Origin of the sequence: Paenibacillus nasutitermitis, assembly GCF_014641075.1 — a bacterium.
In the GTDB taxonomy this organism is placed as follows: Bacteria; Bacillota; Bacilli; order Paenibacillales; family Paenibacillaceae; genus Paenibacillus_Z; species Paenibacillus_Z nasutitermitis.
In genome coordinates, this window is record NZ_BMHP01000004.1 from 88,730 (window position 1) to 102,505 (window position 13,776).

Annotated in this window: 14 protein-coding genes; 9 read left to right on the forward strand and 5 right to left on the reverse strand. The window is 54.1% G+C overall.

Going from position 1 to position 13,776, the window contains the following annotated elements:
* Positions 1-3 precede the first annotated feature (3 nt).
* From iolG to IEY46_RS25010, 3 genes are all read left to right on the forward strand, one after another.
* Positions 4-1,026, forward strand: coding sequence for an inositol 2-dehydrogenase (gene iolG, locus IEY46_RS25000; protein WP_188996327.1), 1,023 nt, complete (start codon positions 4-6; stop codon positions 1,024-1,026).
* Between the two features lie 280 nt (positions 1,027-1,306).
* Positions 1,307-2,134 (forward strand): 5-deoxy-glucuronate isomerase, encoded by an 828-nt coding sequence (iolB, locus tag IEY46_RS25005; RefSeq protein WP_188996329.1) that lies wholly within the window; start codon positions 1,307-1,309, stop codon positions 2,132-2,134.
* A gap of 102 nt (positions 2,135-2,236) precedes the next feature.
* A complete protein-coding gene (locus IEY46_RS25010) occupies positions 2,237-3,268 on the forward strand; it encodes a LacI family DNA-binding transcriptional regulator (RefSeq protein ID WP_188996331.1) in 1,032 nt (343 codons plus the stop codon).
* Positions 3,269-3,340: 72 nt separating this feature from the next.
* Here the strand turns inward: IEY46_RS25010 and IEY46_RS25015 are convergent, their stop codons facing one another.
* The 4 genes from IEY46_RS25015 to IEY46_RS25030 all read right to left on the reverse strand — a co-directional run bounded on the left by IEY46_RS25015 (position 3,341) and on the right by IEY46_RS25030 (position 7,539).
* On the reverse strand, positions 3,341-4,156 hold the full coding sequence (locus tag IEY46_RS25015; RefSeq protein ID WP_188996333.1) for an IclR family transcriptional regulator: 816 nt from the start codon (positions 4,154-4,156) through the stop codon (positions 3,341-3,343).
* Between the two features lie 63 nt (positions 4,157-4,219).
* Complete coding sequence (locus tag IEY46_RS25020) at positions 4,220-5,533, reverse strand: aspartate aminotransferase family protein (RefSeq protein WP_188996335.1); 1,314 nt, start codon at positions 5,531-5,533, stop codon at positions 4,220-4,222.
* Positions 5,520-7,013 (reverse strand): M81 family metallopeptidase, encoded by a 1,494-nt coding sequence (locus tag IEY46_RS25025; protein WP_188996337.1) that lies wholly within the window; start codon positions 7,011-7,013, stop codon positions 5,520-5,522. Before IEY46_RS25025 ends, IEY46_RS25020 begins: the two co-directional genes overlap by 14 nt.
* Positions 7,014-7,143: 130 nt before the next feature.
* Positions 7,144-7,539, reverse strand: a complete 396-nt coding sequence (locus IEY46_RS25030; protein ID WP_188996339.1) for a RidA family protein — start codon at positions 7,537-7,539, stop codon at positions 7,144-7,146.
* Positions 7,540-7,851: 312 nt separating this feature from the next.
* Here IEY46_RS25030 and IEY46_RS25035 point away from each other — a divergent pair, with 312 nt between their 5' ends.
* The 4 genes from IEY46_RS25035 (at position 7,852) to IEY46_RS25050 (ending at position 10,335) form a co-directional block, all read left to right on the forward strand.
* A complete protein-coding gene (locus IEY46_RS25035; RefSeq protein ID WP_188996341.1) occupies positions 7,852-8,328 on the forward strand; it encodes a glutathione peroxidase in 477 nt (158 codons plus the stop codon).
* A gap of 128 nt (positions 8,329-8,456) precedes the next feature.
* Positions 8,457-9,137: a queuosine precursor transporter gene (locus tag IEY46_RS25040; RefSeq protein WP_188996343.1), complete on the forward strand. Its 681-nt coding sequence runs from the start codon at positions 8,457-8,459 to the stop codon at positions 9,135-9,137.
* Between the two features lie 186 nt (positions 9,138-9,323).
* Positions 9,324-9,821: a CBO0543 family protein gene (locus IEY46_RS25045; RefSeq protein WP_229750534.1), complete on the forward strand. Its 498-nt coding sequence runs from the start codon at positions 9,324-9,326 to the stop codon at positions 9,819-9,821.
* Entirely contained in the window at positions 9,805-10,335 is a 531-nt protein-coding gene (locus tag IEY46_RS25050; protein ID WP_188996347.1) for a CBO0543 family protein, read from the forward strand. Before IEY46_RS25045 ends, IEY46_RS25050 begins: the two co-directional genes overlap by 17 nt.
* 41 nt (positions 10,336-10,376) lie before the next feature.
* Here IEY46_RS25050 and IEY46_RS25055 read toward each other — a convergent pair whose 3' ends face one another.
* A complete protein-coding gene (locus IEY46_RS25055) occupies positions 10,377-11,558 on the reverse strand; it encodes a copper amine oxidase N-terminal domain-containing protein (protein ID WP_188996349.1) in 1,182 nt (393 codons plus the stop codon).
* A 214-nt stretch (positions 11,559-11,772) separates the two neighbouring features.
* On the opposite strand from IEY46_RS25055, the gene IEY46_RS25060 reads away from it, so the two are divergent.
* Positions 11,773-12,618, forward strand: coding sequence for a class I fructose-bisphosphate aldolase (locus IEY46_RS25060; RefSeq protein ID WP_229750535.1), 846 nt, complete (start codon positions 11,773-11,775; stop codon positions 12,616-12,618).
* Entirely contained in the window at positions 12,618-13,775 is a 1,158-nt protein-coding gene (locus IEY46_RS25065) for a Gfo/Idh/MocA family protein (RefSeq protein ID WP_188996351.1), read from the forward strand. Before IEY46_RS25060 ends, IEY46_RS25065 begins: the two co-directional genes overlap by 1 nt.
* Position 13,776: the final 1 nt, after the last annotated feature.

Here is a 13,776-nt window from a genome sequence, read left to right on the forward strand (position 1 = left end):
AGCGTGAATAAAATTAAAATCGGTGTGATCGGCGCAGGGCGAATCGGAAAGATTCATGCCGACAATTTAAGAAGGATACCCCAGGCCGAAATAATCGCGGTCAGCGATCTTTATGGCGGGGAGGAGCTGCAGGCGTGGGCGGAGCAAAGAGGCATACCCACCGTCACGCAGGACAGCGAAGCGATACTGTCCAATCCGGAGATTGATGCGGTATTCATTTGTTCGTCTACAGATACGCATGTCGATTTGATCAAGAGGGCTGCGGCGCGGGGCAAGCATATCTTCTGCGAGAAGCCCGTCAGCATGGATATCCGCCAGACGGAGGAGGCGGTTGAAGCGGTCCGCAAGGCGGGCGTGCAGCTGCAAATCGGCTTTAACCGCAGGTTCGACCATAATTTCAAACGGCTCCGCGAGCATGTTCAGGCCGGAGAGATCGGCAGTCCCCATTTGATCAAAATCACTTCCCGCGATCCGGAGCCGCCGCCGGAGGCGTATCTCAAGGTGTCGGGCGGTATTTTTATGGACATGATGATCCATGATTTCGATATGGCGCGTTTCCTTTGCGGCAGCGAAGTAGATGAGGTTTTCGCCCAGGGCAGCGTTCTGGTGGATCCCGTATTCGCCCAATATGGCGATGTGGATACGGCTATTGTTACCCTGCGTTTTGCAAACGGTGCGTTAGGACTTATTGACGGCAGCCGCCGAGCGGTTTACGGCTACGATCAGCGAGCGGAAGTGTTCGGTTCCAAAGGCTCCGTATCCGTCGCCAATGACTTTCCCAGTACGGCGGTTATTACGACCGGGAACGGGACAAGGAGCGAGAAGCCGCTGCATTTCTTTCTGGAGCGGTACCAGGGCGCATACATCGATGAGACCGAGCAGTTCATAGATTGCTTGCTGCACGGGAAATCTGTGCCGGTCAATGGAAATGACGGCAGACAGGCGGAACGGATCGCCTGGGCGGCCAAGCTGTCCCATCAGGAGCGGCGGATTGTGAAGCTATCGGAGTTGAAGGAGTTCGAATAGCTTATGTTTCCAAGTGAGTTTCCAGCTCGCTTTGGGGTAATTCAGGAAGTTGCGCTAGAAACTCAGCATATGCTTCCGAAGTGAGTTTCCAGCTCGCTTAGGAGTGATTTCAGGAAGTTGCGCCAGAAACTCAGCATAATCTTCCGAAGTGAGTTTCCAGCTCGCTTTGGAGTGATTTCAGGAAGTTGCGCTAGAAACTCAGCATAACCTTCCGAAGTGAGTTTCCAGCTTGCTTTGGGGTAATTCAGGAAGTTGCTAGAAACTCTTAGGGGGATGAAGCATGCCGAATCTGATTGTACGTCCCGGCCAGCAGGCGGGCGAGGATGGTTTATTGATGTCGATTACGCCGGAATCCGCGGGATGGACTTACGTCGGGTTTGAGGTTTACCGGCTGGAGGCCGGCCAGACGTTAACGCGGGAGACCGCTGACAAGGAGATCTGCCTGGTTCTGCTCAGCGGGAGGGCAGACGTCAAGACGGCTGACGGGGAATGGCTGAATATCGGGCAGCGCATGAGTGTGTTCGAGCGGATCCCGCCTTATTCGGTATATGTGGCAGACCATAATCGTTATGAGGTGAAAGCTCTGACTACGCTGGAGCTGGCGGTATGCGCCGCACCCGGGCAGGGCAATCATCCGTCGCGTCTGATTGGTCCCGATGCCGTAGGCGTAGAAGTACGCGGACAAGGAAACATCGAGCGCCTCATTCATAATATACTGCCTGAACAGGAACCGGCGGACAGCCTGCTGGTGGTAGAGGTGTTCACACCGGAGGGACACTGGTCCAGCTACCCGCCCCACAAGCATGACCGGGATGCGCTCCCGGAAGAATCCTTATTGGAGGAAACCTACTATTTCCGCGTTCAGCCCGAGCAGGGTTTTGCCATGCAGCGGGTGTATACGGACGACCGCTCGCTGGATGAAACCTTGGCGGTCGGGGATGGGCAGGCGGTACTTGTTCCCAGGGGCTACCACCCGGTCTCGGCACCGCCGGGCTACGAGGTGTATTACCTGAATGTGATGGCGGGACCATCCCGCGTATGGAAGTTTCATAACGATCCGGCGCATGAGTGGATCATGAAGAAACCATCCGCGCCGCCTGAAGAGTAGCGTATATTGCATTGCTCCGGGAAACAGCGGATAATATACGAAAGATAAGGGCGTTTCTTCCAGGTCCGCCTTTGTCAATTCAAGTGCTAATGAGGTTTCGCCATGAAAGCTACCACGATCTATGATGTCGCCAAAGAGGCGGGCGTTTCCATCGCTTCCGTCTCCAATGCTATAAACGGCAAAGGCAAAATCGGCAAAAAGAAGCGGGATGAAATATTTAAGGTGATGGAGCGGCTGCAATATAAGCCCAGTGTGATCGCTTCGGCCTTAATGGGCAAAAAAACCTATACGCTGGGATTGCTGATTCCGGATGTATCCAATCCCTTCTTCTCGGAAATTGCGCGCTCGGTCGAGGATCTGGCTCATCAAGCGGGATACAGCGTGATTACATGCAGCACGGATAACAAGGATGAGCGGGTGGAGAAATACATCCGGCTGCTGGAGCAGAAAAGCATCGACGGCATCATTATCGGAACCGGGGTCGAGAATACGGATATGCTGATGCAGCTTGCCGGGAAATCGCTTCCGATTGTCATGTTTGCCAGGGAGGTCTCCGGCTTGTCGGTGCATAGCGTGCTGACGGATGATTTCAAGGGCGGCACGTTCGCCGCCGGGCATCTGCTTGCGCTTGGACACCGGCAGGTCGCTGTATTGTCGGAGAATTTCAAGGTGAGCAGCAGTGTCGAGCGGGTGAAAGGCTTCAAATTCGCGCTCTTCGAAGCGGGAGCGGCCATAGAAGAGGACTATATTCTTTCCTGCGAATCCAGTATCGCGGACGGCAAACGGGCAGCGGGCGAGCTTTTGCGCCGGGACAACCGTCCCACCGCATTGTTCTGCTGCAATGATCTGCTGGCGATCGGGGCGCTTCAAGCCGCGCGGGAAGCCGGAGTGGCGGTACCGGAGGAGCTTTCCGTCATCGGATTCGACAATACGATCCTCTCGACAGTGACCACGCCTGCGCTGACGACCATTGCCCAGCCGATGGAGCAGATGGTGAAGCTGGTTTTTGAACTGTTGATCGGCAATTTGGGAGACAGGGATTCCACGAAGCAGCGGATTGTCATGCAGCCGGAGCTGGTTCAGCGCGAATCGACCGCAAGGCCTCCAAAAGAGGTAACACAGAAAGTGAAATAACCTGATAGGGCATCAAAAAAAGCCTCTTGAGCGCCGATTTCTTTCATCGGATGCTTAAGAGGCTTTCCTGGATCAGCTCGGGGGTTGTCCGTATCCCAATTTCCGCGATATTTGGACCCCAGCCTCTTTGATCACATCGGCAATGGCCCCGATCTGCTCATCCGGAAGGCGGTGCAAAGCCCCGGATAAGCTGACCGCCCCTTGAATCCGGCCGAACATATCGAACAGCGGCACAGCGATACACCGGGCACCCTGGACAATCTCCTCATTATCCAAAGCAAAGCCCTGCTCCTTAATGCGGTTAAGCTCATTGATGAACGTCTGCTCGTCTGTAATCGTATTCGGCGTAAGCGGGGGCAGACCCTTGGCCTTTATCATGTCCTTCACCGTTTCCTCCGGAAGGAAGGCGGAGATCGCTTTGCCGGTAGCCGTCGCGTGAAAAGGCGATTTGGAGCCGACCTTGTCTGACATGCGCAGGGCATAAGTCCCTTCAATAATATCCACGTATAAAATCTCCTGCTCGAACAACACGCACAGGTTTACCGTATCTCCAAATTTGTCGACAAGACGGATCATTTCGGTTTGCGACGCATTCCGCAGGGAGCTCCGTTCTAAAAGGTTCTTTGTCATGACCAGTTGCTTATAGCCAAGGCAATATTTGCCGTCCTCTTCGCTTCGGCTGATAAATCCGCGTTTCTCCAGCGTCAATATGATGCGGTATAACGAGGACTTGGGCTGATTGACCAGCTCCGCCAGTTCGATCAGGCTCAGAGAATCATGGGTCGACAGCACTTCGATAACATCCATCGCTTTCTCGATCGATTGAATGGCGTAACGGTCCTGTTTTTCCTTTAATTGTGTTTCCGGTTCGGCTTTCCCTGGTTCCATAGCTCGAATCTCCTAATTATGAAATATGGATACATTTTAGGGTATTTGGCGCCATATGTAAAATCAGCTCCGCATCCGGGCCAGCGCGCGGTCCATGGCATCCAGCGTCTCCTCGATATCCCGCTTATGGTGCGCCGTGGAGATGTACCATAAGCCATTGGGGCGAAGCAGAACGCCTTCCTCCAGCATCAGCTCCGCAAAACGGGCATAACGGGCGGAATCCCGTTGGTTGAACGTATCGAAGTCGTTGACTTCAGCGGCATCGATAAACATCATATGCATCACAGGCCCGATCTGGTTGACGACACCGGCAATCCCATGCTTGCCTAGCAGAGAACGGATACCGTCGGCAAACCCGTTAAAAAGCTCCTCCATGCGGCCATAGACGGCGCCATTATCTTGAGCAAGGTGACTGATGGTGGCGATCGCCGCAGCCGTGGATATGCAGTTGCCGTTCAATGTTCCAAGATGGCTCACCTTGCCGTCATCCACCAGCTGCATGATTTCGGCCTTGCCGGCCACCGCGCTGATAGCGATCCCGCCGCCCATGGCTTTGCCGATCACCACCAGGTCCGGAAGGATGCCGAATCTTTCATGCGCGCCACCGAGTCCAAGCCGGAAGCCGGTGATGACCTCATCCATAATCATAACGATCTGCTGCTCCTCCGTCAGCTTGCGGATCAGCTCCAGATAGCCCGGCAGCGGTTGGATGCAGCCGGAATTGCACATGACCGGCTCGGTAATGACCGCCGCGATTTCATCGCCGCGGCTGCGCAGAAGAGACTCCAGCGCCGCAGGGTCGTTCCAGGGCAAGAGAATGATATCCTCCAGGCTGTTTGCGCTCTGTCCAAAGGTGCCCGGGGGGACCCTGGAAGCTTCGGCTTCGGATGCCTGCTGGCTCATGCCGGAGCTGGGGAAGGAGGTGAAGATGGAATCCGACCAGCCGTGGTAATGGCCGTGGAAGCGGACGATTTTGGTTTTCCCGGTGAAGGCGCGGGACAATCGCAGCGCCAGCATAACCGCTTCCGTGCCGGAGCCGCTCAGCGACACTTTGTCGGCGCATGGAAGCACCTGTGCCAGCAGGTTCGCAAGCTCGATCTCGCCATCATGCTGCAAGCCGAAGGCATATCCGCTGTGCATGGCCTGATTGACGCTCGCGTTCAATCCATCATGCGAATGTCCAAGAATCAATGGGCCGTAGGCCAGCAAATAGTCGATATATTCATTGCCATCCACATCCCGGATCCGGGCGCCCTTTGCCGATTCGGCATACAAGGGGACGGGCTTCATCGAAGCGCGCAATGAGCTCGCTACGCCGCCTGCCAGATGCTGTTTGGCAGCCTGCAGTCTGGAGATGGACTTATCATAGGTTTTCATCGGAAATCACTCTCCTATAGGTCGTCTCAGAATCAAGAGGATAAATGGGACGCTTGATTTGGGTGTAGTGAAAATGGGAAAGATTTTCACCGCAGCAGCCGGGCGTATCGACCGGTATGATTTTTTTGCATAGAGGACCAAAAGCGGTTTTCCATGCGACAGCGGATTTTACGACAATGACGTGGTAGTCCTCGGCACGCAGGCCTACTGATGTGACGTGGCCGATATCCCAGGGCGCTGTGCGTTTTTCGGTCAGGATAACGGTTAAATTTCCCGACTCGATGACAGCGGTTTGGCCCATATCGGCCCATTGCCCCGTCATATAGGGACCAATATGAGTGTATGGACCGTCAAACAGGAAGCGGACAACGCCTGCAATCAGGACGGGCTCCCCATGAAGGCCGCCGTTTTTGCCGCCGATTGCGGCCTGAAACGCCGTGCCGGTACCCTGCCGGTGAGCCAAGGCCGCCGCATCCGCATCGCGGATTACGATAAGCGATTTCTTCGGGGCGCCAATGAGCTCCTTCAATACATGTGTGGCGTCCGCTGGCGCTCCACCGCCCACATTATCCGATCCTTCGACGAGTATAACCGGGCCTTCCGGTTCCGCAAAAGCAAGCGCTGCGGCCTCGGCTGCCGCATATCCGGCGGATTTAAGCTGGTCCCGAAGCTCCCAGGCCATAAGACTAAGCTCCTCCGCATATTGCGCGGCAAGGCGTGCGTTATGATCCGCCGTCACCACAAATGCGACTCCCGCATCCGGCACATCGCTGTAGGGGAAGCCCCCCGCAACGGTGACATTGAGGATAGCCGGATCGCGTTCGATAGCGAACGCCCGCTCCATCAAAGCCTTCATCGGGCCATCCGTGTCAGTCAGCATCACCTGCGGGACGATAAGCAGGCGCGGCTGGGCCAGGGAGAGGACCGGCTTGATGTCGCCGCGAATCATGCGTGCCAGCAGTTGAACGGCTTCCACTGCGCGTTCGCAGGCGTCAATATGCGGATACGTGTCATAACCGACCAGGAGATCGGCATGGTCTGCCATTTGCCGGCTGATATTGGCATGCAGATCGAGCGTTATGGCGATGGGCATGGCGGGTCCTGTCAGCTCCCGGATCCGGCGAAGCAGCTCGCCTTCCACATCGGACATTCCCTCAGCGACCATTGCGCCATGCAGGATAAGGATAATGCCATCGGATGACAAATCGATAGAAGAGAGCACGGCATCCATTAAAGCCTCCGCCGCATTGCGGCTTACCATGGCGCTTGGCGTGGCCGCCGCGTACAGGCCGCAAGCAAGCTCCGCCTGCTCCAGCTGTGCGCCGTCAATAACGCCGCCCATTGATGTGCCGGTATGCTCATATCTTCTATAAAAAGCATCGTTGCCCTGAACCCATTCCCGGGCAAAATCATCCGATTCCGTTATTCCCGGGGCGAATGTATTCGTTTCATGGAAAATTCCTGCAACGGCCAGCTTCATACTTGTATTCCCTCACTTTCATGCAGTCCACATTAATCGGCGATAATCTGCGCGCACCAGCGGATGAGCTGCTCGTACGCGCTCAATTCAAGTAACTTATGAGGTCGGCCGCTATCCGCGCATCTTATGCTTACTGGCTTTCACCCCGTTTGGCGGGAGCGTAAGCGATCACGTCGATTTCAACCAAATAGGCGCCAAGATCAACAGGAGCTGTGGTTCTGGCCGGGTAAGGGGAAGAGAAAACTTCCGCATACGTCCGGTTGTAGCCCGGGAAATCCTCGCTGCGGCTGACAAACGCGTTTACCTTGATCACATGATCCAGCGTCAATCCTTCTTTCCCCAGAATGATTTCGAGGTTGGCCAGGCATTGTCGTGTCTGTTCTTCGATGGTATTGCCGACCACTTCGTTGTTGGCGGGGTTAACACCCACTTGCCCGGATACGTAGACGAAGTCTCCGGAACGGACAGCGTGCGAGAATGGCAGCGGAAATTGCGGGGCCTCTTCAACATGAATGGTTTTGGACATGGTTCATCGATCCTCTCGTTTTCAAATGGTAGAAACGGACTTTCCAGCGGGTATCGACATCGCTGCCAAATATAATGGAGCCTGCGTCGATAATGATAAGGTTTCATCTAATAAAACCAATGTTTCATAAATCGTATAATAACGGAAAAGGCAGGTTTTGTAAATACAGTTTCTCGAATGAGCGGACGGAGCCGTTCGAGTTAAGCGGAACCGTTATTATTGTGGTGTAGGGAAAACGCAGCCGCCGACGGGCTTTTTGGCAGACATGGAGGTTATAATAGAAGAAAAGTCGTTAGAAAGAGGTGATGGGCTTTGAATATGTATGATTTCAGCGTAAAGACCATGGATGGCGGACAGCAGTCGCTGGCGGATTACCGCGGTCAGGTTGTGCTGATTGTGAATACGGCGACCAAATGCGGCTTCGCCCCGCAGTTCGACGGGCTTCAAAAGCTGTATGAAACCTATAAGGAGCAGGGCTTCACGGTGCTGGGCTTCCCCTGCAATCAATTTCAGAATCAGGAGCCTGGCAGCGACAGCGAGGTTCAGGAAGCCTGCCGGATCAATTTCGGCGTGACATTCCCGCTGTTTGCCAAGATTCATGTGAACGGGCCGGATGCCGATCCGCTTTTTGACTACTTAAAGAAATCCACGCGCGGTCTGATGGGTTCGGCGATTAAATGGAATTTCACCAAATTTCTGGTCAACCGGAACGGGGAGGCCGTCAAACGCTTCTCGCCCATGACCGCGCCGCTCAAATTTGAGGACCGTATTGTCAGCCTGCTGAAATAAGGCACGGCAGGATATACCTAGCAGCAGTCAACTGCACCGCTCTGTGCTATAATGAAAAACGCTTCGCATGATGCGAAGCCGCGGTTCGGGACACTCCCGCGTTATCAAAACTAGGAGGGTAATTTGGCATGTTTAATTTTTATTGGGGCGTCTTGTTTGTCCTCGTCAACTTCTCGCTGTTTCTGTTATGCTACCGTATGTTTGGCAAGAATGGGCTATATGTATGGGTAGCGGTAGCAACGGTTCTCGCCAATATTCAGGTGGTGAAGACGATCGAGATGTTTGGGCTGACCATGACGCTCGGCAACACGATGTACGGCACGATTTACCTGACAACGGATTTGCTGAATGAGAGATACGGGCAGAAGGAAGCGAAGAAAGCGGTCTGGTTCGGCTTTTTCTTCATGCTCATGTCGATGATCGTGATGCAAATGGCGCTGGTCTTCAAGTCTCAGGAAGGAGACTTTGGCCAGGAACCGCTGGAGGTTATCTTCGGGCTGCTGCCCAAGATCGCGCTTGGCAGCTTATGCGCCTATTTCACCAGCCAGTTTCTCGATGTGCGGATATATTCCTTTCTCAAGCGGGTCTTCCCGAAGCCCGGCCAGTTGTGGATCCGCAATAACGGAAGCACAGGCATCAGCCAGTTAGTGGACTCGCTCATTTTCTGCGCGATTGCATTCGGCGGCGAATATCCGTTTGATGTGTGGCTGGAGATTTTTCTGACAACCTACATCATTAAATTCGTGATCTCCGCGGCCTCTACGCCGGTTATTTATATAGCGAGAAGTCTTAAGGTCCCTGAGACCTGAATAAAAAGCATTCCGGCGCCATCTGCATTTTTATGCGGACGGCGCTTTTTTTTGTCCCCATCCGCGGCCCTCGCAATCGTTCCATACTTCCATATCGAAGCGGGTATTTGTTGGACAGGCAGGTTTAGAATGGCGGGAATACAGTCATATTTATAGATGACGGCGGATTTATGGGAGGGCATGGGCATGGGCATGGCGGTCGAGCGAATGATATTGGCGGCAATCTGGATAATTTGTATCCCGGTTCTGCTGCTTTTCCCGCGGGAGCGCTATCGGGAGGTAGCCCTTCTGTTCCTGTTTAATCAAGCCATCACTTGGCTTTCCAGCCTGGTACTTGTCGAGCTCGGGTTGATGCGTAATCCGGTAAGGGAGTTCCCTCTGGCACTGGGGAGCAATTTCAGCCTCTACTTTATGTTGTATCCGGCTGTTTCGGTCTTTTTTGTTTTATTTTACCCACGGCGGGGAAAATGGAGAAAACTGCTTTACATGCTGCTATATATCGGCTCCCTGACCCTGGTTATTTCCCTTGTCGCCCGCCATACCTTGTTAATCCGTTACGAGCATTTCCATTGGATATGGAGGTCACTTGTCTACCTGGGCGGATTTTACGGGACACGTAAATATTATGAATGGTTTTACCAGCTTCGGGCAAAAGGGGACAACGTTAATGGCGATCAAAGCTGATCATTATATACTCATGGCGGTAAACACTCTTTGTATCATCGCGTTTCTGCTGGTACCCCCGGAACGCAGGCGGGAGGCGCATGTCATCGTGCTGTTCCATCAGCTGATTACATGGATACTGGGGATCTTCGCGGTGGAATGGGGATTGCTCGCTTATCCCGTGAGAATGTTCCATATAGGCAGCCATACCAGCATCACGTTCGAATATATCGCCTATCCGGTCATTGCCGTCTATTTCAACTTGATCTATCCGGCGGGAGTAAAGGCGCTCTGGCAAACTGTTTATTACATGCTCGTTGCGATGGCCATTGTCGTGCCGGAACTATGGTTTAAAAATCATACGGAGCTGATTATGTATCTGCATTGGTTCTGGTATTGGACTTGGCTGAGCGTGATGGGGACCTTGTGGATGACCCGGATGTTCTATACATGGTTTTTCCGGACAACGGATACGGGCAAGCACAGAATCGTTTTCATTGCGGAAGAGCCCGTCCTGCGGGGGTCTGACAAATAAAATGAACCGCCAAGGCTTGGAGCCTCGGCGGTTTATTTTTGTTAGCTGTCCGCTGCGGATTCGCGGGGAAGGGTAAAGGTTAAGGTGGATTCGTCGAAAGGTGCGAGAAGACTCCTGTGCTTGAAAGTGAACTGATCTCCTTTCCGGCCCGTCAGGGTGAGCTGGTCGCCCTGAAAACCATACCCGTAAGCGTTGCTGCTCTCGATCGCCTTCTGCTCTTCCTCGCTGAGCAGCTCCTGGCCGAGCAGGTACTTTTTCTTCGTGTTGAGGTCAATAAGCCGTAACGTGCGCGAGGAATAAGTGCGCAGCAGAAGCGCATCATCGTATAGGGCCTCTACCACATAATCCTCATCGGCGCCTCCCAGCTCCTGCATATTATATTCGGCGCTCACAAAGCCTTCCGGCGATACAACCGCCAGCTTGCGGCCATTGATCATAAGCAGATCCTCGCCTGCGCGTTCAATGCCGGGCACATACCACTTTTCCTTGTACTGAACCTTCGCTTCGTGTACCAGCTGGTTCTGGTTAACCAGCAGCTTCGTTATAATGTGCGGCTCGGCGTATCCATCCATCATGCGAAGCAGGTGCTTGTCGTTGCCCAGGATGTCGATCTGCAGCTCACTTGCATAACGCAAATCTTTGGTGGTGCGGGCAATCTTGACCGCATGCTGCTTCGGTTTTGCTTTATAGATATTCCCGTACAGCTTATCCACCCAAAACCAGGAATCGGCACCGCCCACAGATAAGACGCGGGTCTCGGTGCGAACGGTCAGACGGGATTGCTTCGTGTCCCACTGCACGCCCTGATTCATCAGCTTGGTAAGCACCTGTACAGGCAGATAAATGATGCCATGCTTGCGGAGTGGAGCGGCACTGAGGGAAATTTTGTTCCCATTGATATCGGCTGTTTTGCTGCCGACATGCAGCTCGATGCGCCGCCAGGGACTGGTAAAGATAACGGTGCCGGATTTATCGTCGACTTCACGTCTATAATCCTGTACCGCATCACCCAGATCGTAGACGCCCATCCATACCCGGCCGGGTGTAATCAGCAGCGGGTAGCTTAGCGTACGTTCAAACCCGTTGTACGTGATGTGCAGGACAAGCTGCTCCTGTTTCTGAGCCGCAGCCGCGGCGGGTGCGGCAAGGGCGGGCGCCGCTGTTGCCAACAGTGCAGCCGACAATAGCGCGATGGCTGTTTTTTTGATTTTGTGGAACGTCATCAGAATTCACCATGCTTTCATTATGTTAGTAGAAAGGAATGATCTGCTGCTTGCAGGCTATCATCTGTAAAACGTTGGATATCGCGGAAAGGTTGCGCCGGTCGCGTGCAATGCCTTTTTATATAAAAGCATAGACAACGAAAGAGGTTTATACTAATATAAAAGTTATAAAACAACATTATTTGTTACATTTAAACATTATAAGGAGTTGATCATGATGCCGGTAACCCCGCGTTTGAATCGAATGTTCAGTGAGCAAGGAAAATGTTTTGATGTTGCAATCGATCATGGTTTTTTTAACGAGTTTTCTTTTTTGGCAGGTATTGAAAACATGAAGCAGGCGATATCAACCATCGTGGAAGCCAATCCGGATTGTATCCAGCTCAGTACCGGCCAAGCGCGTCTTCTGCAGACCATCCCCGGCAAGAAGAAGCCTGGCCTTGTGCTGCGTACGGATGCGGCCAATATCTACGGCTCGGAGCTGCCGAAGTTCCTGTTCAGCGAGCTGGTTGACCGCGCCATCGAACAGGCTGTCCGCCTCGATGCGGTCGCTGTATGCGTGAATCTTCTGCTGCTCCCCAACCAGCCTGAACTTCACCACCAGTGTGTAAGAAACATTTCGGTGTTAAAGACCGAAAGCGAGAAGTACGGCATGCCGTTAATGGTAGAACCGCTGGTCATGCTGCCCAATGAGCAGAAGGGCGGCTACATGGTGGATGGCGATATCCGTAAGATTATGGCGCTGGTCCGCCAGGGCGTGGAGCTTGGCGCCGATGTGATCAAAGCCGATCCTTGCGATGATGTTTCTGAATACCACCGTGTCATCGAGGTGGCGTCCGGCATTCCTGTATTGGTGCGCGGCGGCGGCCGGGCAAGCGACGAGGAAATCGTCGACCGGACCGTGGAGCTGATGAACCAAGGCGCGTCGGGAATCGTGTATGGCCGCAACGTGATCCAGCACCTGAACCCGGCGGGAATGACCAATGCGCTGATGGCCATTGTGCATCATGGAGCATCTTCTGCAGAAGCGCTTGAATTGTTGAAGGGAGAAGGACAATAATGGAGAAAAAGCAAATACGTTTCGGCGTCATCGGATGCGGCTTGATGGGCAAGGAATTCGCAAGCGCCGCCGCGCGCTGGCTGCATCTGGCGGATGTTGATTTCCAGCCGAGCATCGTCGCGGTCTGCGATGCCAATCCTGCGGCGACACAGTGGTTCACCGAGCATGTGCCGAGCGTCCAAGCGGCATATTCCGACTACAAGGAGCTGCTCGCCGACGAGTCCGTCGATGCCGTCTACTGCGCAGTTCCGCATAATCTGCATGCGCAGATCTATGTGGACATTATCCAGGCCGGCAAGCATCTGTTAGGCGAGAAGCCGTTTGGCATCGACGCGCAGGCGAATGCCGTTATCGAGCAGGCGCTGCGGGACAATCCCGGCGTGATTGTCCGCTGCTCCTCCGAGTTTCCTTTCTTCCCGGGCGCTCAACAAATCGTGCAGTGGGTGAACGAGAACCGGTTTGGCCGGATCATCGAGGTCGAAGCGGGCTTCTGGCACTCCAGCGATCTTGATCCTACCAAGGTGATCAACTGGAAGCGGAGAATTGCGACGAATGGGGAGTACGGCTGTATGGGCGATCTCGGCATGCATGTGCTCCATCTGCCGATCCGTTTTGGCTGGAAGCCTGCCAATGTGCGGGCGCTGCTGTCCAAGATTGTAGAGGAGCGTCCTGACGGCAAAGGCGGCCAGGCCGCTTGCGAAACGTGGGATAATGCGATTCTGGCCTGCGAAGTCGAAACCGCAGATCAGAAGTTCCCGATGGTGCTGTCCACCAAGCGTATTGCACCGGGACACGCCAACACCTGGTTTATCCGCATACAAGGGACGGAATTCTCAGCTGAGTTCACAACCAAGAATCCGAAGCAGGTGGCTTCGCTTCCTTACGCGCCGGGTGGCGTGCAGGCCTGGCATGTCGCCGATGCGCCATATAAATCGGCTTACGGCACGATTACCGGCGGGATCTTCGAATTCGGTTTCTCCGATTCCATCCTGCAGATGTGGGCGGCTTTCTGCGACGAGCTGACAAGCGGCGGGCAGATGCAGCAGCCGTTCCGCTGCGCAACGCCGGAGGAAGCGGCGGGAAGCCACCGCGTGTTCACGGCTGCGCTGGAGTCGCAGCGTACCGGACAAACGGTAGCGATTGACTGGAGGGATTAAG